At 73.0% G+C, this 19,393-nt stretch carries 16 protein-coding genes; 4 read left to right on the top strand and 12 right to left on the bottom strand.

Going from position 1 to position 19,393, the window contains the following annotated elements; genetic code table 11:
* Nucleotide 1: 1 nt before the first annotated feature.
* The 3 genes from RKD23_RS02980 to RKD23_RS02990 form a co-directional block, all read right to left on the bottom strand.
* Nucleotides 2-1,060, bottom strand: coding sequence for a hypothetical protein (locus RKD23_RS02980; RefSeq protein ID WP_424852146.1), 1,059 nt, complete (start codon nt 1,058-1,060; stop codon nt 2-4).
* 96 nt (nt 1,061-1,156) lie between these two features.
* Nucleotides 1,157-1,990, bottom strand: coding sequence for an AfsR/SARP family transcriptional regulator (locus tag RKD23_RS02985; protein WP_424852147.1), 834 nt, complete (start codon nt 1,988-1,990; stop codon nt 1,157-1,159).
* 204 nt (nt 1,991-2,194) lie between these two features.
* Nucleotides 2,195-2,899, bottom strand: a complete 705-nt coding sequence (locus RKD23_RS02990) for a ScbR family autoregulator-binding transcription factor (RefSeq protein WP_424852148.1) — start codon at nt 2,897-2,899, stop codon at nt 2,195-2,197.
* Nucleotides 2,900-3,578: 679 nt separating this feature from the next.
* Here RKD23_RS02990 and RKD23_RS02995 point away from each other — a divergent pair.
* Nucleotides 3,579-4,559 (top strand): ScbA/BarX family gamma-butyrolactone biosynthesis protein, encoded by a 981-nt coding sequence (locus RKD23_RS02995; protein WP_424852149.1) that lies wholly within the window; start codon nt 3,579-3,581, stop codon nt 4,557-4,559.
* A 54-nt stretch (nt 4,560-4,613) separates the two neighbouring features.
* Here the strand turns inward: RKD23_RS02995 and RKD23_RS03000 are convergent, their stop codons facing one another.
* Nucleotides 4,614-5,504, bottom strand: a complete 891-nt coding sequence (locus RKD23_RS03000) for an SDR family oxidoreductase (protein ID WP_424852150.1) — start codon at nt 5,502-5,504, stop codon at nt 4,614-4,616.
* A 164-nt stretch (nt 5,505-5,668) separates the two neighbouring features.
* On the opposite strand from RKD23_RS03000, the gene RKD23_RS03005 reads away from it, so the two are divergent.
* Complete coding sequence (locus tag RKD23_RS03005; protein ID WP_424852151.1) at nt 5,669-6,370, top strand: ScbR family autoregulator-binding transcription factor; 702 nt, start codon at nt 5,669-5,671, stop codon at nt 6,368-6,370.
* Here RKD23_RS03005 and RKD23_RS03010 read toward each other — a convergent pair.
* On the bottom strand, nt 6,346-7,875 hold the full coding sequence (locus RKD23_RS03010; protein ID WP_424852152.1) for an FAD-dependent monooxygenase: 1,530 nt from the start codon (nt 7,873-7,875) through the stop codon (nt 6,346-6,348). The genes RKD23_RS03005 and RKD23_RS03010 overlap by 25 nt on opposite strands.
* A 114-nt stretch (nt 7,876-7,989) precedes the next feature.
* Here RKD23_RS03010 and RKD23_RS03015 point away from each other — a divergent pair, with 114 nt between their 5' ends.
* Entirely contained in the window at nt 7,990-8,361 is a 372-nt protein-coding gene (locus tag RKD23_RS03015) for a thioesterase family protein (protein ID WP_424852153.1), read from the top strand.
* A 25-nt stretch (nt 8,362-8,386) separates the two neighbouring features.
* On the opposite strand, the gene RKD23_RS03020 is transcribed toward RKD23_RS03015, so the two are convergent.
* From RKD23_RS03020 to RKD23_RS03045, 6 genes are all read right to left on the bottom strand, one after another.
* Entirely contained in the window at nt 8,387-8,755 is a 369-nt protein-coding gene (locus RKD23_RS03020; protein WP_424852154.1) for an NUDIX domain-containing protein, read from the bottom strand.
* A 117-nt stretch (nt 8,756-8,872) separates the two neighbouring features.
* Nucleotides 8,873-9,541, bottom strand: a complete 669-nt coding sequence (locus tag RKD23_RS03025) for a DUF305 domain-containing protein (RefSeq protein WP_424852155.1) — start codon at nt 9,539-9,541, stop codon at nt 8,873-8,875.
* Between the two features lie 92 nt (nt 9,542-9,633).
* Nucleotides 9,634-10,065, bottom strand: coding sequence for a hypothetical protein (locus RKD23_RS03030; RefSeq protein WP_424852156.1), 432 nt, complete (start codon nt 10,063-10,065; stop codon nt 9,634-9,636).
* A gap of 62 nt (nt 10,066-10,127) precedes the next feature.
* Entirely contained in the window at nt 10,128-14,639 is a 4,512-nt protein-coding gene (locus RKD23_RS03035) for a HEAT repeat domain-containing protein (RefSeq protein ID WP_424852157.1), read from the bottom strand.
* Between the two features lie 225 nt (nt 14,640-14,864).
* On the bottom strand, nt 14,865-15,608 hold the full coding sequence (locus RKD23_RS03040; protein WP_424852158.1) for a CbtA family protein: 744 nt from the start codon (nt 15,606-15,608) through the stop codon (nt 14,865-14,867).
* Between the two features lie 19 nt (nt 15,609-15,627).
* Nucleotides 15,628-15,849 (bottom strand): CbtB domain-containing protein, encoded by a 222-nt coding sequence (locus RKD23_RS03045; protein ID WP_404041374.1) that lies wholly within the window; start codon nt 15,847-15,849, stop codon nt 15,628-15,630.
* A 250-nt stretch (nt 15,850-16,099) separates the two neighbouring features.
* Between RKD23_RS03045 and RKD23_RS03050 the strand changes: the two genes are divergently transcribed.
* Nucleotides 16,100-16,663 (top strand): histidine phosphatase family protein, encoded by a 564-nt coding sequence (locus RKD23_RS03050; RefSeq protein WP_424852159.1) that lies wholly within the window; start codon nt 16,100-16,102, stop codon nt 16,661-16,663.
* A 10-nt stretch (nt 16,664-16,673) separates the two neighbouring features.
* Here the strand turns inward: RKD23_RS03050 and RKD23_RS03055 are convergent, their stop codons facing one another.
* Nucleotides 16,674-19,100: a penicillin acylase family protein gene (locus RKD23_RS03055; RefSeq protein WP_424852160.1), complete on the bottom strand. Its 2,427-nt coding sequence runs from the start codon at nt 19,098-19,100 to the stop codon at nt 16,674-16,676.
* Nucleotides 19,101-19,393: the final 293 nt, after the last annotated feature.

The raw sequence follows: 19,393 nt of genomic DNA on the forward strand, positions 1-19,393 counted from the left end.
GTCAGTCGCCGCCGCCCCCGCCGTCACCGCCGCCGCCGTCGCCGCCTCCGCCGGAGTCACCGCCGTCGCCGCCGTCCGAGCCCCAGCCGTCGCCTCCGCCGGATTCGTTGTCCTCCCCGCCGCTGCCGAGGTTGCTGAACCAGGGCCGGTCCCACCACTCGTCGACGGCGACCGGCTCGCCGCCGATCGACCGGCGCCGCTCCGACCGGAACCGCGCCGTGCCCGTGGTGTCCCCGAGCCCGAAGGTGACGGCGAACGCCTGCGCCAGCACGGCATCGAGCGGGTCCGGGCTCTCGTACCGCACGGGCGTCAGCGGCAGCAGGACGCTGTCCGGCTCCATGTCGGGCCTGCGGGGCGGACGGGTCAGCAGGGCGACCCGCCGGTCGTCCCGCCACAGCCACGAACTGCGCGCGTTCTCCCGCCGCAGCACCCAGAGCCGGCCGGACATCCGCAGCTGCGCATAGCTCTTGGACTTGCGCAGCTTCCGCTGCAGCCCCAGCTGGGCCGGCTCCTCCCCGACGGTCGCCCGCAGTCCGAGCGACGGATCGGAGGCCTGGCCGTGGAAACCGTACGGCGCCCGGATGCGTACGACGGGAGCCTGGGGCCCCCATACGTCGACCCGCACCAGATGCCGGTCGACGGCGACGGCGATCGGTCCGGCGGGGCCCGGCGCGAACCGGCGCGCGATCCACAGCGGGACCCCTTCGGCCCGGGCCCGGGCCCCGAGGGCGGCCACCTGCTCGGGGCCGCCGCAGACGCGGACCGCCAACTCCCCCAGTTCGCGGGCGAATCCGGCGGCGTCACGCACCTTCACCGGTCGGGCGGTGCCGGTGGCGCGGGTCACCGGCACGACGCCGGGGCCGTCCGCCAGCCGCTCCAGCGGGCGTTCCGAACCGCCGCCGCCGAGCCACTGGCCGCGCCGGTACGCCTCGGCCATGGCGCCGAGGTTCAGCTCGCTCAGCGGTGTGGTTCTGCTGCCCCTGCGCAGACCGTCCTCGGTCAACTCCACCGTGCGGGCCAGCGGGTTCCACGACCGCTCGGCATAGAGCACCCGGCTCACGACGCCCCCCATGTCCTGTGCGACTCAGCCCTGGCGGGCCGACCCCCTACAACTACCAGCACATCGTCGAGCCGCTCGGGCGGGGGCCTGCCGGTGTCAGCCGACGCGGGTGAGGTGCTGTGTGTCGCCCCTCTCGACGCCGGGCCGAATCGGGTCGGGGGCCGGCATGAGGATGGAGCGCTGGATACGGCGCAGTGCGGCGGAGGGTTCGAGGCCGAGTTCCTTGGACAGGGTGGTGCGCAGGCGCTGGTAGACCTGGAGGGCCTCGCTGCGCCGGCCGGAGCGGTGCAGGGCCAGCATGAACTGGCCGTGCAGGCTCTCATGGGTGCGGTAGTGGCTGACCAGGACGCTCATCTCGCCCAGCAGTTCGCGGTGCCGGCCGAGCCGCAGGTCGGCGTCGATGCGCCGGTCGAGGGCGCACAGGCGTATCTCCTCGAGGCGTCTGGCCTCCGTCTGGAGCTGCACTCCGCAGCGGACGTCGGCGAAGGCGGGGCCCCGCCACAGGGCGAGGGCCTCGTGCAGCCGGCGTGCCGCGTCGGCGTGGTCACCGGCGTCCATGGCGCGGTAGCCGAGGCCCGCCAGCCGCTCGAACTCGGCGGCGTCGCTGGTGCCGCCGAGGGTGTTCAGCAGATACCCGCCCGGTTCGGTGACGAGCACGTCCTTGGCGACGGCCCGCGCGTCCTGGCCGCTTTCCTGCCCGAGGGCCGCTGTGATCAGCTCCCGCAGCTGCAGTACGTACGTCTGCAAGGTGGTGCGGGCGCTGCGGGGCGGTCTGTCGCCCCACAGTTCCTCGGTCAGCGCGCTGACGGGCACGACCTGACCGGCCCGGACCGCGAGCAGCGCCAGCACCTGCCGCGGCTTGGGCGCCGTCGGAGTCACCGACGCGCCGTTCTCCGTCACGCTCAGCGCGCCCAGTACTCCGATGTCCACTGCCGTCTCCCCAGTCCGCGCATGCGCACTCTCCTGTGCTGCGTGACGCCTTCGGCGTCCCGGCCTCGGCCGTGCACAGCCTTACCCCGACCTCAGTAATACAAAACAGGGCGGTCGGTTTGTCAACATGAAACCGGCTACGCTGTTTTCTTTCCACCCAGGCCAGAGCCGCGCCTCCTCAGAGGCGCCGCCCGGCCACCCCTGTCACGTCCGGACGGGTTCGCGCACCCCGGCAATGGCCGTCTCGTGCCCCGGGCCGGGACGTGCGGCCGTGCCACTGGAGCGCAGCACCGCTGCCGCGCGGGCTCCCCGGCCGGCGCCCACCGAGACGTGCTGCTCGCTCAGCCGGGGCAGCAACAGGCCCCAGAAGCCCCTGACCCGCTCCATCGACAGCCACGCCCGGTGCTCACCGGCGAGCACCTGGAAGCCGGTCGTCGCGGCGACCACCGCGGCCGCGGCATCCTCCGGGGACACGCCCCGGGCGAGCCCTCCCTCCCGGCCGGCCCGGCGCATGGTCTCCTCCACCCAGCACTGCCACTCCCGCCTGGGCGCCGACATCGTCGCGCAGCCCGGGTCGGCGCCCAGCACGAAGCCCGCGCGCAGCACCACGTCGTCGGCGAGGCGGCCGACCAGGCCGTAGGTGGCCTCGACCACGATCGCGAGCGGCCTGATCTCCCGCTCGGACGCCAGCCGCACCACCTCGCGCACCATGTCCAGAGCCTCGGCCTCGACGGCTTCGGCGAGCGCCCGCTTGCTCTCGAAGTGGAAGTGCAGCGCGCCGTTGCTCACCCCCGCCTGCCGGCTGATCGACGACAGCGAGGCCGCCACGAACCCTTCTCTGGCGAACACCTCAGCTCCGGCACGCACCAGTGCCCGGCGGGTACGAACCGCACGCTCCTGCTTGACCATCAGTCGCCTCCTGGTCGCCGGCCCGGTTCCACGGCATTCACCGACCGGGCGCCGCACAGTCCCCATCTCTGCACGACTCCTTGAGAGTAACAAACCGCATCGACGGTTTGGTTGGCGTCCCGGGGTGCCCGGTCTGCGCGGGCTCGTGGTGCGGGGAAGGGAGGGCTTGCTACGCATCCCCACCGATCAGTTCCAGCCTGATGCCGGGGAGCCGGCCGCCGGTCGGCGGTTCGCGCCGGAAGCGCGGACTCCGCCACCTTCGGCGCTGTCGGCGGCGCCCCGACCGTGCCGGTACGAGCGCTGCGGGCGCACTCTGCGCCCGGCTCCGGCGGCACGCCGGCCCCTCGGCCACGGCTCTTCCTCAGGGGGTGTTCACACCCCGGGCGACCGGGCGTCCATAATTGTCCGCATCCGTCTGCGCGGGACGTCGTCCGAAGCCACGGAAGGCGGCCCGACCTGGTCCACCGGCCGGGGCCGGCCACCGACCCGAGGGCGGCGGACCGGCGTCCCGCGAAGCGGGTCACCGGGGCCCGAGCGGCATCGCCGCCGACGCCTGCCACCGCTTCGGGGCAGACGAGTACCGGCCACCGCTGGAAATAAAACCGGTTGGTATGTATCTTCGGGGCGTTGAGGGGCTGACGTACGGTCCACTCCCACGATCGGCTGCCAAGGGGGATCGATGACGGCAAGCACGTTCCGGGCCGAACACACCACGGCAGGCCTGGCACCGGCGCGGAGCACCTTCGGGGCGCCGGCCACTCCCAGCGGATTCCGCTACCCGTCCCTCACCACCACGGTCCCCAAGGAGCTGGTGCACCGGGCCGCCGTCGCCGAGGTCATCCTCACCGACTGGTGGCGCGAGGGCGAGACGCGGTTCGCCATGCAGGGGCAGTGGCCCCGCGGGCACAGCTTCTTCACTCCGATCGCGGGCCACCACGATCCGCTCATCGCGGTGGAGACGATCCGTCAGGCAGGCCTGCTGCTCGCGCACGCCGAGTTCGGAGTGCCACTGGGCCACCACTTCCTCGTCTCCGACCTGGACGTCACGGTGGATCCCCGGCACATGCCGGTCGGCGACACTCCCGCCTCCCTGGACATGACGGTGACCTGCCCCGACATCCGGCTGCGCGGCAGCAGTCTGGCCGGACTGCGCATCGCGGTGGAGATACGTCGCGACGGCGAACTCGCCGCGCGCGGCGGCGGGTCCCTCACCACGATCGCCCCGGCGGTGTACCGGCGTCTGCGGGCCGCCCGCTCCGACTCCAGACAGCGGGTGCTGCCGCTCACCGCACCGGCCGCCCCGCAGCTCGTGGGCCGTATGTCGCCCACGGACGTCACCCTCACACCCGTCGGCGAGCCCGACCGCTGGCAGTTGCGGGTCGACACACGCAACCCGGTGCTGTTCGACCACCCGCTCGACCATGTGCCCGGCATGCTGCTGATGGAAGCCGCCCGCCAGGCCACCGCCGCGACGCTGCGACACCCGACGCTGCTCCCGCTGAGCATCAGCAGCGAATTCCTTCACTACGTGGAGCTGGACAAACCCTGCATGATCGAGGCACGCCCCGACCGGTCCCGCGGCGACCGTGTCACGGTGAACGCCTACCAGGACGGCGCGGTCGTGTCCCGCTCCACCGTCGTCGCGGCGCAGATCGGCTGAACGCCCCGGCGTCGCGGAGGCCCTGACGCGGACCCACGGGGCCCTGGGCGCCGGTCAGCGGCCGCCCCGGGGCGCGGGCACGGCGAAGTCGTCGAGGTGGTCCTCCGCCCACCGGGCGAAGGAGCGGGCGGGCCGGCCCGTGAGCCGGCGCACCGTGTCCGTCACACCGGTCTTGGCGCCCGCCCGCTGTCTGTGTGCGCTGTGCAGCAGCGCCTCGACGACCGGCTCGGGATAGCGCCTGCCCATGGCCGCACGCGCCTGGTCGGCCGCCAGCTCCTCCAGGCGCAGCGGGACATGGAGCAGGCGGGCCAGCTCGGCCGTCTGATCGGCCGCGCTGATCGCCCGCGGGCCGGTCAGTACGTAGGCCCGGCCGTCGTGCCCGTCCTCGGTCAGGGCGCGCACCGCCACCTCGGCGACGTCCCGGGGGTCCACGCACGCGTTGAGCGAGCTGCCGTACAGCACCCGCACGACCTGTTCCGAGCGGATGGAGGGCGCCCAGGACAGACAGTTGGACATGAACGAGCGGGGCCGCAGCAGCGTCCACTCCATCCCCGAGTCGCGCAGCAGGGCCTCGCTGTCGCGCTGCCACGTGGTGATCAGGTCGTCGGCGCCGGGATCGGTGACGGCCGCCGCCGACAGCTTCACCACGTGCCGTACGCCGGCCGCCCGGGACGCGCCCAGGAAGCGGACGTCGTCCTCGCCCGTGACCCGGGTCGTGACGAGCAGGGCCCGGTCCACCCCGCGCAGGGCCCGGCCGAGCGCGGCCTCGTCGCCGTAGTCTCCTGTGACGACCTCGGCGGTGCGGGACGCGGCGGGGTCCAGGCGCGCCGGGTCCCGCACCAGCACCCGTACCCTGTCGGCGGCGGAGCCCGGTCCGGCGGGGTCGGCGAGCTGACGCAGCACCTGACGTCCGACGGTTCCGGTGGCGCCCGTCACGAGAATCACTGACACTCCTTGCCTGGCCGACAGGGGTCCGTAGCAACCGCGTTCCACCAGGTGGCGGGTTTCGCTCGGCGGTGGCTCCCGTCTCGGCCTGTAAGATACGAACTAGACGGTTTTTTTAGAGGGCCGTTCCGGGCTCCAGGCCGTGGACATGGAGGGCGAGACCCATGGCGAAGCAGGAGCGGGCCATCCGCACCCGCCATTCGATCCTGATGGCTGCCGCCAGAGTCTTCGAGGAGCGCGGTTACCAGGCGGCCACCATCAACGAGATCCTCGCCGTCGCCGGCGTCACCAAGGGTGCCCTGTACTTCCACTTCCAGTCCAAGGAAGACCTCGCCGAAGGCGTCCTCGCCGGACAGGACCAGCACCTCGCCGTGCCCTCCCGCGCCTGCAAGGTACAGGAACTCGTCGACGCGGTGCTGCTGCACGCCTACCGGCTGCAGACCGATCCCATGGTCCGCGCGGGCGTACGTCTCACCCTCGACCAGCGCGCGCAGGGGCTGGACCGCAGTGGCCCCTTCCTGCGCTGGCGCGATGTCGGCATCGACCTCCTGGAGCGCGCCCGGGCGCAGGGCGAGCTGCTTCCCCATGTCACTCCCGCCGAGACGGCCGGCGTCATGGTGGGCTCCTTCGCCGGTATCCAGGCCATGTCGCAGGCCCTCACCGACTACCAGGACCTGACCCAGCGCGTCAGCGAACTCATGTGCCATCTGCTGCCGAGCATCACCATGCCGTCCGTCCTGACCGCCCTCGACCTCACCCCTGAGCGCGGTGAGAAGGTCTGCAACGAGCTTCTCGAACGGCAACGACTGGCGGAGACCGCCTCCGAGGAACAGGACACCGCTCAGGAGCCCGCCGCCCTCGGCTGACCGACGTCACCGGCTCCGCCCCTCGCACGCCGGCCGAAGCAGCCCTCCAGCGCCGCTTCGAGGTCCGCCCCGCCGGGTGCCCAGCCGACATAGCCGTCCGGACGCACCAGCACCGCCTCGCACGGCACCGACGCGACAGGCTCCGCCCGCACCACCCGTACGACATCCGCCCAGGAACCGGCCTGCTCCTCGATCCGAAGGGCGTCCGGTCCGCCGAACAGCATCAGCAGCGGCCGTCCTTCCCGCAGCAGCCCGATCAGATCCGTCTCGCCCTGCGGCGTACGCAGCGCGACGTTGGGAAGGAAGCGCCCTTCCCAGGGCGACGGCCCGAACCTCTGCGGCAGTACGGTGTCCTGGGCGCTGACCAGATCACCGACACGGCTGCCCGGCCCCTGTGAGGCCAGCATCTCGGCGAACACCGACCGCAGCGCGTCGACCTCCGCGCCCGGCCGCATCAGGGCCAGCTGGGCCTGCGTGTTGTCGATCACCCGCCGGGCGGCCGGCCGGCGCTCCAGGTCGTAGCTGTCCAGCAGTCCGGCGCCCGCTCGCCCCCGTACCGTCAGCGCCAGCTTCCAGCCCAGGTCGATCGCGTCCTGCAACCCGGTGCTCAGGCCCTGCCCGCCGATCGGGAAGTGCAGGTGCGCGGCATCGCCCACCAGCAGCACGCGCCCGGCCCGATAGCGATCGGCGAGCCGGGAGAAGTCGCTGAACCGGGTCAGCCAGCGCCCCCGCTCCATCTCCACGTGCCGCCCCGCGAGCCAGGACACCTCGTCCCGCAGCTCCTGGAGCGTCAGGGGCTCGTCGCGGCGGGCGTGCGTGCGCGAGCAGTTCAGGGTCCGCAGGTGCGTGCCGCCTCCGGGCTCGTGCTTCACCACGAGCCAGCCCCGGGCCGTACGGTGCCAGCCCGCCTCCAGCGCCTTGTCCTGCGCGAGGTCCACCAGGCCTGCCATCGCCGACACCGTGGCGGGCCACTCCTGGCTGCCGATGCCCGCCAGTTCACGGACCGTGCTGCGTGCCCCGTCGGCCCCGACCAGGAACTCCCCCGTGACGGTCAGCGCGCCCTCGGGGCCCTCGGCGACGGCCCGTACCCCGTCGGCGTCCTGCGTCACCTCGGTCACCCGGTGCCGGCGCAGAATCCGCGCGCCCGCCGCGGCCGCCCGCTCCTCGAGCATCCGCTCCAGATCGGCCTGCGCCCGCTTGAGCAGCGGGCCCGGCTCCCCCGCGGGGACGGACAGCGGCAGGCCCTCGACGCCCCCGAAGTGGAACGGCGCCGTCGATCCCTCGCCACCCGTGTCGCGGGGCCGCAGCTCGGGGAGATACCCCCGCCTGACCAGGCACTGCAGGGCACGCGCGTGCAGTGTGGTCGCCCGCGGCCGCATCGACACCTCCGCCGCGGCTTCCAGTACGACGGTGTCCACCCCGAAGGCACCCAGCTCGGCCGCCACCAGCAGGCCCACCGGCCCGCCGCCGACCACAACGACCCGTGTCCGCACATGCCCCGTCATCAACCGCCCCACTCGGTCGTCGGTCTCCCACCCAAGCCGGCAAAAATATACCGGTCGGACGGTTCCCTATTGCGGGGGCCCCGTGCCCCGGCGGGCGGGAGATAGCGTGGCGCCATGCGCCATGAAGTGACCCCCGCCGACACCGCGGCCGCGCTGGGCAGCGGTGATGTGCCCGTCCTCGCCACGCCGCGGCTGATCGCGTGGCTGGAGGCCGCGACCGTGCGGGCCGCCCGGCCGTTGATCGGGGCCGGGTCGACCACCGTAGGAACGGCGGTTCGCGTGCGGCATCTGCGTGCCACCGCGGTGGGCGATGCGGTGGAGGTCTCCGCTCAGGCGCCCGCCGACCCGACCGGACGACGGCTCACCTTCCAGGTGCGGGCGGTCGACGGCTCGGGGGAACTGGTCGCGACCGGCGAGATCGAACGGGCCGTCGTCGACCGGGACCGCTTTGTCGCAGCCGCGTCGGGCAAGGCGCCGGGCCGCTGAAGAGGGGGCCCTGGGACCGGGTCGCTCACACGGGCCGGTGTCCCAGCAGATAGGTCCGTACGGCTTCCGGGAGGCCGGTGCCGGCGGCCTGCTCTATCGCGGTCCAGCGGATCTGTTCCGGTGCGAGGGCGGCGCCGTCGGACGGGGACTCGGTCAGCAGTTGGCACACCACGGCGGCCGGGGCGGTGTCCCGCAGGGTCTGGGAGCCGTCCACGAGGTAGCCGGTGAGTTCGTAGACGACCCGGGCTGCCGTGGCCTCCGGCGTCTCCGCCGGTTCCGGGGTGCCTGCGGGCAGACTCCAGTCGCCCTGGCGCTGCACGAGCAGTACCTGTCCGTCGTACACGGTGACCGCCTGCACGGAGGACGGGGACGCGTCTGCCTGATCGATCGTCATGGGCCTCTTCTACCCAGGGAGTGAGCCCCACACCCGGGTCGCCGTCGAGCACGCCGCCCCGGGCTCCCCGGCCGTGTGCCGGGGAGCCCTTGGCGGTCGATGGGTGACGGACGGGGGTCAGAGGCGGTCGAGGATCTTCTCGAGCCTGTCGACCTCGGCGGACTGGTTCGTCACGACGTCGGCGGCGAGCCGCCTGGCCGTGGCGTTGCGGCCGTTCTTCTGCTCGGCCCGCGCCATGGTGATCGCGCCCTCGTGGTGCTCGATCATCATCTGCGCGAACATCCGGTCGAACGCGGTGCCCTTGGCGGCCCGGAGCTTCTCCATGGCGTCGGCGGACATCATCCCCGACATGCCCGAGTGGTCCGTGGCGCCGGAGCCGTGGTGCATGCCGGGCATCTCCTCGGCGGCCTCGGGCCTGCCCCAGGCCTCGAGCCAGGACTTCATGGTCCGGATCTCGGGGTCCTGGGCCTTCTCGACGGCGGCGGCCAGGGTCTTGACCTCCGCGTCGGAGGCCCGTCCGGCGGCGAGCCGGGACATCTCGACGGCCTGCTCGTGGTGCGGGATCATCCCCTGCGCGAACGCGACGTCCGCGTCGTCGAACGCGCCGGGTGCCGGGTTGCCCCCCGGCGTCCGCGGGGACGTGGCGGAGGCGGTGCTGCCGCTTCCGTGATCACTGCCCTCGCCGTGCTCCCCGCCGCAGGCGGCGAGCAGCAGTGCACCTGCCGCTACGGCACTCACGATCGCGCTACGACGACGAAGACGGCGGGCAGGGTTGTGTGCGGTCATGTGCGGATTACCTCGCTTGTACGGTGCTGTCGGTGTGGGTCGGGACCGGGCGCGGCGTGCGCGGGCATGACGAACCCGCGCCGCGGCCCGGCCTATATCCGCAGCACCGACAGTCGTGCGAGGAGTGGTTCAGGGGGCGGCGAGCCGGGACGCAGCACGGCCATCGCCCGGGCGAGCAGAGCGGGCAGCCGCTCCTTGCGCAGGGCCGCCGCGCACAGGAACACCCACAGCAGCCATCCGCTGAGCACCGCCACGCACACGGACAGCACGTCCATGCCGATCACGGGCGCGTCGACCGACGGGCCGGATGCGGGTGCCGCCGAGAGGCCGGCCGCTTCCCCGGCCATGCCGCCATGGTGCGCACCGGCGGCGGCATGCGCGACAGCGTCTGCCGCCCGGCCGGTGGAGTGCTCCGGGTGGCCCATGGTGTGCATGGCGAACACGCCGAGGGCGAGCACGGCGACCAGCAGGAGGTGCCCCCAGGCCCCACCCGCACGCAGTCGCGTGTTCCTGACCAACTCCACCACCCGAGATGTTCGTTCCTGCCGTTCCGCGCATGCTACTCGGCGGCCGGTGTCGGACGGTGTCACGCATCGGCGCGGCGGAACGCGCCGGCCACGTCCAGGGCGACCCGTGCCGCCCGCCGCGCGGCCTCGGTCTGCTTGGTCTTCTTGTCCACGGTCATCTCCTCGTCGCCGAGGTCGCTGACGCACTTGAGCATCGCGCCGCCGATGAACGCCTTCGCCTTGAACGTCTCCCAGATCGCGTGCAGCACGCCGTGCGCCTCGGTCTCCACCCCGCCGATGTCGGCGGACAGTCCGAGCAGTTGGGCCCGCAGTGCGGAGTCCCGCCAGGCGATCACCTTCTCCCCGCTGGCGAAGTCCTTCACGAGGAGCTCGCCGTCGCCCAGCGAGGCGTCGAGTCTGCCCCGGGTGTGGAGCCTGTCGACGAGCCGCAGGGCCTGTTCGTCCGTCCGGTACACCTGCGGCCGCAGGCCCCCGCCTTCCGGTCGTACCTTCTCCGGGCCGTGGTCGAACACCTCCCGCGCGAACAGCACGTCCCCCAGGGACACCCCGCGCTCGCCGAAGCCGCCACACACCCCGACGAGGAACACCAGGTTCGGCCGGAACGTGGACAGCAGGTCGCGCGTCACGGCCGCCGCCGACTGGCCACCCTGGTCGGTGGCCTGTGTGGTGACCACACGCACCGGGGGCTGCCCTGCGGTGACCAGCTCGAAGACGTCGTAGTAGCGGCCGTCGCGCTGCATCTCGGTCGTGCTGAGGCGGCGCTCGTCGAGCACGTGGAAGAGCGCCTTCGTCTCCACGGGCACGGCCGTCAGCAGGGCGACGTGGTACTCGTCGTCGGTGGTGGGTGCGGTCACTTCGAACCTCGACTTCCGTTGTTCGCGGAACCCCGCGAGCACCGCCTCGGGGTTGCGGGTGAACGACTCGACATCGGCCTGCACCCGTTCGCGCTCGGCCAGGGACTCCCGTTCGGCGGCCAGTTCCGGCTCGAGGTGCGGGTTCTCCGGCGCACTGTCGCCCTTGAGTTCCACGATGCGGGCGAACACCCGCTGCGCGACGGGCAGAGGCAGCAGGCGCAGTTGGGTGAGCGAGGAGACCGTCGCCCAGTGCGTGTTCTTCTGCAGGAGCAGCCGGACGACGCTGGGGAGCAGGGACTCGGTGTAGGCCGGTCGGTCGGCGGCGGCACGCAGGACGGCCGACGCCGCGACGCACAGGACGCCCGCGTCGCTGTCCCGAGGCCGCTTGTCCGGCCGCGGGCGCTCGGGCTCGATGACGAACCTGATCAGGTCCGCGTCCGCCTGACCGGCGCGGGCCAGCCCTTCGAGGGCGGTCGTGCGGTTCAGCGGGTCTCTGTCCCCGCGGATCACGCCGACCAGCCAGTCCTTCGTCGTCGGCGTGATCTCCCGGCGGGCCACCAGGTCGACGATGGCTCCGCGCAGGGCACGGCCGTGCCGGTCGCGGGCGGTGAACTTGAGCCGGTCGGCGACCTTCGTGATCCACGCCTCGTCCCCGGTCTCCAAGTGGGTGAGGGACCCGACGGCGGCCCGCCGGGTCAGATACGTCTCCTCGGGGTTGGCGATGGTGGCCCGCAGGACCTCCGCCGCGGCCGTGTCTCCCTGGTGTCCGAGGGCGTTGGCTGCCGAGCCGCGCACTTTGGCGTCGCGGTCGTGGAGCAGCGCGTAGGTGAGCGGTTCCAGCGCACCGGGGGCGTTGACGCGGCCGAGGGCGTTGGCTGCCGAGCCGCGCACCTTGTCGTCGGGGTCGTGGAGCAGCGCGTGGGCGAGCGGGGCCAGCGCACCCGGGGCGTTGACGCGGCCGAGGGCGATGGCGGCCGCCCCCTTGGTGTGGGAGTCGCCGTCCTTCGCGAGGGCCAGGGCGAGCGCGTCCAGGGCGCTGGGGTCGCCTATGCGGCCCAGGGCGTTGGCGGCCGAGGTCCGGACGAAGGCGTCGGGGTCGCGGGTGAGCGAGGTGGCGAGGACGGGGACCGCGCCGGGGTGTCCGATACGGCCGAGAGCCTCGGCGGCCGAGCCCCTGGTGCGGCTGTCGCCGTCGTCGGCGAGGGCGACGGTGAGCGCGTCGAGAGCGCTGGGGTCGCCCGCGCGGCCGAGGGCGTTGGCGGCGGACCCGCGGACGACGGCGTCGGGGTCGGTGAGCGCCGCGGTGAGGTCGGGCACGGTCTGCGGGTGGCCGATGTGACCGAGGGCGAGGGCGGCCGCTCCTCGGACGACGGGCGCGGTGTCGGTGAGCGCGGTGGTCAGCACGGGGACCGCCTGAGGATGGCCGATGCGGCCGAGCGCGGTGGCGGCCGCTCCTCGGACACTGCCCTCGCTGCCGGTGTCGCGGAGCGCGTCGGTCAGTGCGGGCACCGCCTGGCGGTCGCCGATGCGGCCGAGGGCGGTGGCCGCCGCGCCGCGGACGCTGACCTCGGTCTCGGGGCCGCCGAGCACGGTGATCAGCGCGGGCACCGCCTGGGCATGGCCGATGTTCCCGAGGGCGGTGGCCGCCGCGCCGCGGACACTGCCCTCGGTGTCGGTGAGCGCGACGACGAGGGCGGGGACCGCCTGGCGGTCGCCGATGTTCCCCAGAGCGTTGGCCGCCGAGCCTCGCACGACGGAGTCGCCGTCGGTGAGCGCGGCGGCGAGGGCGGGGACGGCCCGGGTGTGGCCGATATGGCCGAGGGCGGTGGAGGCCGCTCCTCGGACGATGGCGTCGCCGTCATGGAGCGTGGCGGTGAGTCCGGGAACCGCCTGGCGATCGCCGATGTTCCCGAGGGCGGTGGCGGCCGACCCCCGGACGGTGGGCTCGAGGTCGTCCTTGGCGGCGTCCAGCAGGGCGGGGACGGCCCGGTGCGCGCCGATGCGCCCGAGGGCGGTGGCTGAGGCGCCGCGGACCGTGGCCTCCGGGTCCTCCAGCATCGCTGCCCGCAGGTCGTCCACGTCCGGCTCGCCGCCGTTGACGCCGAGCCAGTTCGCGCTGCGGCGACGGGCGTCCGCGGCGGCGTGCTCGCGCAGGGCTGCCCGCCGCTTGGCGGCGAGGGCCGGGTCGCGATCGGGTTCTCGCGGTGCCGGCTCCTTCTTGTTCCGCTCGTAGGTGCGGCGCAGTCGCTGGAGCGACTGGGCGTCCAGCGACCCGTTCCACAGTGCGGCGAAGATGTCGTCCGCGAGTTCCGGTGCCTTGGCGTTGACGGTCCGCAGCAGTCCGCGCTGGAGTCCGTCGCGCAGCACGGTCTGGGGCAGGCCTGCCAGCGCCACGGCCAGGCGGTCGCGGATCTGGCGGCCCTGGTGGAAGCAGCTGCCCAGGCGTCGCCAGAGCATCCCGCGCACCTCGTCGCCGAGCACACCGCGGTTGGCGAGCAGGACGTCCACCATCAGTTCCGGCGGCAGCGGTTTGGCGCCGATGGCGAGCAGGTCGATCACGGCGCTGTCCGGGTCGGGCTGCAGGCCGACCCAGTCGCCCAGGCACTGGTCCAGGTAGAGGGGGTCGAGTACGACAGGTGGCAGGCCGGTGTTCTGCCAGGCGAGGGCCAGGCCGAAGTCCACGAAGGCCGGGTGCATGAGGCTGTACTGGCCGTCCAGGGCGTCACCGACCGGCTGCACCATCTGTGTGTCCAGGAACGCCCGCACCGTACGGGCGATCTCGTCCCTGTCGTCCCACACCTTGCCGAGCAGCGCCTCCACGTCCCGGGCGAGGAAGTCGGCGTTGCCCTTGCCCGTGGTGATCGCGGCCAGTGCGGCCGCGCACAGTGCCGCCTCCATGCCGAGCCCGCGTTTCGCGGCGTCCTTCTCCGCCGTGGCGAACCGGCCCTCGGTGCGGGGCCGGACCACGGTCGCCCGCAGCAGGTCGGCGCGGCTGCGCGGGATCGCCCGGTCCTTGACGGACCGCGTCCCGAGCAGCCAGTCGGTCAGCAGCGACAGCATGAACGGGTTGGACGCCACGCCCAGCATGTCGCCCGACCTGATCTCGGCCAGCGCGTCGGTCGCCGACCCGTCGCGCATCTCCAGGTAGGTCTCGATGTCCTGCTCGCCCAACGGCTCGATGGACAAGGTCTCGACACCGCGCAGGGAGGTCCCGGCCAGGTCGTCGGTCTCGGTGCGGGACGTCGCCAGCACGGTGAAGCCGTTGGACCCGGCCACCAGGCGCCAGATGAACTTCCACGCGGCGGTGCCGTGGAACTCGCGCTCCAGCTCGTTCAGCGCGTCGACCAGGAACACCAGCCGGTGGTGCTTGACGCGCGTCTTCCACAACTTCTCGGCGACCTCGGAGGGGCGTAGCGCCTTGGCGAACTCCTCGATGGTCATGCCGTCGACGTACCACTCCCTGATCGCGCGGTTGTCGACGATGACGGAGGGGGTCTCGCGGTCCAGGAGGGCGATCGCGTACTGCAGGACGGCGGTGCTCTTGCCGCTGCCCGCGCCGCCGGTCACGAGCCAGGTCTTGGGTCTGGGCTCGTGCTTGGCCAGGTGGGACGGCAGCTGGTCGAGGAGGGCTTCGAACCGGAGGCGCTCGCCGGAGTCGTCCACGGAACCGCGGACCCGGAAGGTGGGGCGGAGGTAGTGCCGGACGGTTCTGCTCACCAGTCTGGCGCGTAACTCGCTGTACGGCGAACCGCTCATCCGTCCCTCGTGTCCGCTTCACCCCACCCCGACGAAGTGATCCAAGCTACCACGCACGAAAGCCCGTCGGAACGAAACGCCCACGGCCCGATCAGGGCTCCCACCTGCGCCGGTGGCGGTCCCCGCACAGCACGCCGGGACCCGTCGGGCGCGCCCCCGACGGGTCCCGGTGTGGCGTTGTGCGGATCAGGCGGCCGGTGCCGTCACGTGGCCGGAAACCGGTCGCCGTTGGAGGGCACGTTCGGCCAAGTACCCGAAGAGCAGGCCGAATCCGGCCCACAGCACCGCCTGGATGCCGATGGAGGCGAGGCGGAACTCCCACAGGTCCGTGGCGGGGAAGTCCTTGGGGACGGCGTCCCCGGACGGCAGGAACACCATCGCGACCGTCACGGCGGCCACGAACGCCAGGCCGGCGGCGACGGAGGCGTTGCCCACACCCCACCGGGGCGTGAGGCGGCGGCCGAGCAGGACGGCCGCGGTGCCCAGGAGCACGGTGAGCACGATCATCAGGAAGAACAGCGCGGTGCGCTGCCCGATCGTGTCCGGGTCGCCGACCGCGGGCGGGTCGGCGGGATACTTCAGCATCGGCACCAGGTACACCATGAGGAACCCGGCCAGTGCCGTCAGGGCCGCGGTGGCCCGAACCGACAGCCGGCCCAGGCGGCCCAGCGCGAAGCAGAAGGCGAGGGCGGCGATGCCGCCGATCGCCACACCGAAGACAAGGACTCCGGTGGCAAGGCCGGCGGTCGACTGCACCGTCCGGCTGACCAGTTCCTCGCCGTGCTCATGGGAGTGGGCGGACTCGAACGCGATCGCCGCGTCCACGGGGCCCTCACCGACCAGGTAGGCGAAGACGAGCGCGGGGACGGCGGCCCCGAGCCCGGCGAGCATGCCGCGTACCAGCAAGGCACGCACGATGGCGGAATTCATGTGTGGTCCCGACCCGTCTTCAGTGGCAGGGGAAGCCGAGCAGATGGCGGGCGTCGTGCACCCACTCGTGCACGCCCTCGCCGGAGACGGCGGAGACGGCGCCCTGTTCGGCGCCGACGAAGTAGAGCAGCACCAGCATCAGGACGCCGAAGAACACCGCCCAGGGGGCGATCGTCTTCAGGGGCAGGGGTGCGACAACGGGCTGGGTGGTGGGGGCAGGGGCGGCGGTGGACTGCGCCATGGCGAGACCTCCTCGGGAACATCGCGTCCCGCATCGTGTGGAGCACGCGACGACGGCGTTGGGTCTGACTCACCACCGCCTCCGCGGGGAAGGGTGGCACACAGTGGCGCGACCGTGCCGGATTTGCACCGGACTTCCGTGGCGCCGTCGTCCTTGTCATGGACAGAGTAGGGGCAAGAGGGAAGTCGGCCAACATGGCGTACGCCACCTACGATGGCGCCGACCGTGGTGAATCAGCCCAGGGGGGCGCATGACTGTCCGGCTCACGCTCGTGTGCGCCGCCGCGCCGACGGGGCGCGAGGTGCGGTTCGGGGACGCCCCGCTCGACGAGCGGGCGCTGCTGCGGGCCCGTACGACGGGACCGGCCGTGCCCGGGGGCGGCGTACGGTACCGCGGGCCGTCGCAGCGGTGCCGGGCGACGGCCGCGGCGCTGGCCTGGGACGGGGCCGTCGTGGAACCGGCGCTGCGGGACCTCGACATGGGCCGCTGGGACGGCCGGACCCTGGACGAGGTGGCCGCCGGCGAGCCCGCCGCGCTGGCCGCCTGGGCGGCCGATCCCGAGGCCGCGCCGCACGGCGGCGAGTCGGTGGCCGAGCTGTGCGGGCGGATCGCCGCGTGGCTCGACGCGCTGCCGGAGGGCGCCGGGCGGGTCGCGGCGGTGGTGGAGCAGGCCGTGGCGCGGGCCGCCGTGCTGGGTGCGCTGTCCGCGCCGTACGCGTCGTTCTGGCGCGTCGATGTGGCGCCGCTGGCCGCCGTGGAGCTGACGGGCCGGGCCGGCCGGTGGAACCTGCGGTGGGGCGCCGCAGGTTCCTGACCGGTGTCGCTCAGTGGCGCGGCTGGAGCAGCAGCCGCGCACCCGCGTTGCGTTCGATCGCCTCCTCGCTGTACAGCAGCGGGAAGGAGCCGCCGGTGCTCCACTCGTCGTGCAGGTCCTTGAAGTGCTCGCTGCGCTCGTCGCCGGACTGGCCGGGGGCGTTGACCGCCCGGGAGTTGTCCCACTCCCCCACGTCCAGGGCCATCTTGAACGTCGGGCCGAGCACCTCCGAGTACGGGTAGGCGCGGTAGTAGTAGTACGAGGAGCGGACCGTGGCGAAGGTGCCGCCGCGCTCGACCGGGCCCACCATGGGCGAGCCGAGCGGGTGGACGAACATGTGCAGATGCATCGCGCCCCACCGCCAGCGGCTGTCGTCGGCGCCGAGCTTGGAGGCCACCTCGGCGTAGGCCTGCGCCAGGGTGCCGAGGATCAGTTCGTCGCGCTTGCGGGCGCCGTCCGTGCCGAACCAGTCGTCGGGGCGGGCGAAGGAGTCGTGCACGATCCGCAGGTCGAGGTCGATGCTGACGCCCACCAGCTGGTCGGCGGCCTGCTTGGGCAGCAGGAGCTGGGCCCAGGCGGGGTACAGGAACCGCATCATCCAGGTCTCGAACAGCGCCGCGCCCGCCGAGTCCTTGTGCGCGACACCGTCGTAACCGGCGAGCAGCCGCAGCGCCTTGGCCGTCGTGGCGTCGGTGGAGCCGAGTCGGGTGACGTACGGCAGGAACTGCCGGGCCACGCCGGAGCGTTCGTCGTTCTGCAGGGCGAGGGTGTCGGCGAGGGACGTCCTGCGCTGTCGGCCGAGGACCTCGCGGATGCGGTCCTTGCGGTAGGCGGGCTGCCACTCGTAGGCGGGGATCGGGTGGCCGGGCGGGAAGTTGAACTCGTTGGCGGACACGAAGAACCCGGCGCGCGGGTTGTGCACGCGCGGCAGGTCGGCGGGGTCGTGGAAACCGTCCCACTCGAAGCGTCCGTCGCCGGGGACCGGCAGGAGTCCGTCGTACCCCTTGCCGGTGCGCCGGGGGACGAGCGCGCCGGGCACCCAGCCGATGTCGCCTTCAGTGTCGGCGTACACCAGGTTCGAGCCGGGGGTGCGCCAGACGTCCGCGGCGCGCACGAACTGCCGGGAGTCCTTGGCGCGCAGGAAGTTGAGGCTGCCGAGGTAGGGCGAGGTGCCCGGCTCGGTCCACACCGTGCGCACCGCGTACGCCTTGTGGTGCTGCTCGTCGATCTTCACCACGGGCCCGTGCCGGGTGAACTGCAGTTCCACCGCGCGGGGTTCGCCGCCCTCGACCGCGATCTCCTCGGTGACGGTGGTCAGGGTCTCCCAGCCGTCGCGGTAGCGGTACCTGGTGTGGTCGGCCGGGTCGAGGTCGTAGACGTACAGGTCGGCCTGGTCCGCGGGCAGGTTGGTCAGGCCGAAGGCGACATGGCCGTTGTGGCCCATGCTGATGCCCGGGTTCCAGGGCTCTCCGGCGCCGATGATGTCCAGGCCGGGGGCGCTGAGGTGGACGATGTAGCGGTTGGCGGGCAGTCCGTAGTTCTCGCGGTGCGGGTCGCCGGCCAGGATCGGCCGGCCGGTTGCCGTGCGGGAGGGTGCCACCGCCCAGGCGTTGCTGCCGGTGGTGGTCTCGCGCAGCAGGTGCGTGTCGTCGGCCAGCCGGCGCAGGGTGCCGCCTGTGAAGATCATGGGCGCGGTGGCCAGGCTGTAGACGCGCGTCACGTCGGCGGGGATGAGGCCCAGCTCGAGCCCGTCCGGCACCGTGGGGGTGCGGGCGGGCTCGAGCTTGCGGAAGCACGCGCTTGCCCGCGCGCCCGCCAGATGCATCAGGCGGGCGCGCGCAACCTCGGATCCGAGGTTGTTGCCGATGCCGTGGCTGCGGATCAGCACCACGTCCTCCGGCTCCCAGCGCGCGGGCTGGTAACCCAGCTTCCGGAACTCCACCGGCAGGGCGTCGGGGTGGTCGCCCAGCCAGTCGACGTAGGCGTTGATCCCGGCCGCGAACCGGGTCGCCGCCTCACGGGCGTGGGGGCCGTAGCTCGCCCATTCGTCCGCCATGTCGCCTCGGTAGAGGAACAGCCTTGCGGCACGGTCCTGTTCGACGTACGACGGCCCCAGCACCTCGCTGAAGCGGCCGAGGCCGCGCCGGCGCCAGGTGTCGATCTGGAACAGCCGCTCCCGGGCGATGTTGAAGCCCTGCGCCAGGAACAGGTCGCCGACGGTGCGTGCGTAGATGTGCGGCACGCCCCAGCGGTCGACCGTCATCCGCACCGGGCGCCGTAGGCCCGGCACGGAGTACGTCTGCCCCTCGTCCGGCTCCCACCGCGTGTCCGCCTCGCCGGCGGCCGCCGTGGCGGACGGCACGCCGCCCGCGAGCGCGGCCGCGGCACCCGCGACCGAGGAACCCAGAACGACCCGCCGACTAGGCCGAGTTGACATGACACTCCTGAAGGTTTCGAGGGACAGCGGCGTGAGTCCCCCTGCGCCGGCACGAAGCTAGCCAGCACGCCGTCCGCCAGGACACCCGTACCGGCCCCCTAACCGGGCACCCCTACGGGGCTCTACGGGGCTGTTCTCCAGGTGCCTGCGTGCGCTCCTCAACGGACGCGAACCCGCCAACACAGGCGTGTTCAGGGCGGGTTCGTCGACGGCTGGGGATCGCCTTGTCCGGCGGTGACTCAGGGCTGAAGGATCGGTTCCGGAGAGCGACGTCGGCGTCGAGGGGAAAGAAC

Source organism: Streptomyces sp. SAI-170 (genome assembly GCF_049739565.1).
In the GTDB taxonomy this organism is placed as follows: domain Bacteria; phylum Actinomycetota; class Actinomycetes; order Streptomycetales; family Streptomycetaceae; genus Streptomyces.

Coding starts and splice junctions, on each gene's coding strand:
- RKD23_RS03025 (WP_424852155.1), bottom strand. CDS start 9,541: ATGACCGCACACAACCCTGCCCGCCGTCTTCGTCGTCGTAGCGCGATC.
- RKD23_RS03050 (WP_424852159.1), top strand. CDS start 16,100: ATGACTGTCCGGCTCACGCTCGTGTGCGCCGCCGCGCCGACGGGGCGC.
- RKD23_RS03045 (WP_404041374.1), bottom strand. CDS start 15,849: ATGGCGCAGTCCACCGCCGCCCCTGCCCCCACCACCCAGCCCGTTGTC.
- RKD23_RS03005 (WP_424852151.1), top strand. CDS start 5,669: ATGGCGAAGCAGGAGCGGGCCATCCGCACCCGCCATTCGATCCTGATG.
- RKD23_RS03040 (WP_424852158.1), bottom strand. CDS start 15,608: ATGAATTCCGCCATCGTGCGTGCCTTGCTGGTACGCGGCATGCTCGCC.
- RKD23_RS03010 (WP_424852152.1), bottom strand. CDS start 7,875: ATGACGGGGCATGTGCGGACACGGGTCGTTGTGGTCGGCGGCGGGCCG.
- RKD23_RS02990 (WP_424852148.1), bottom strand. CDS start 2,899: ATGGTCAAGCAGGAGCGTGCGGTTCGTACCCGCCGGGCACTGGTGCGT.
- RKD23_RS03055 (WP_424852160.1), bottom strand. CDS start 19,100: ATGTCAACTCGGCCTAGTCGGCGGGTCGTTCTGGGTTCCTCGGTCGCG.
- RKD23_RS03020 (WP_424852154.1), bottom strand. CDS start 8,755: ATGACGATCGATCAGGCAGACGCGTCCCCGTCCTCCGTGCAGGCGGTC.
- RKD23_RS03015 (WP_424852153.1), top strand. CDS start 7,990: ATGCGCCATGAAGTGACCCCCGCCGACACCGCGGCCGCGCTGGGCAGC.
- RKD23_RS02995 (WP_424852149.1), top strand. CDS start 3,579: ATGACGGCAAGCACGTTCCGGGCCGAACACACCACGGCAGGCCTGGCA.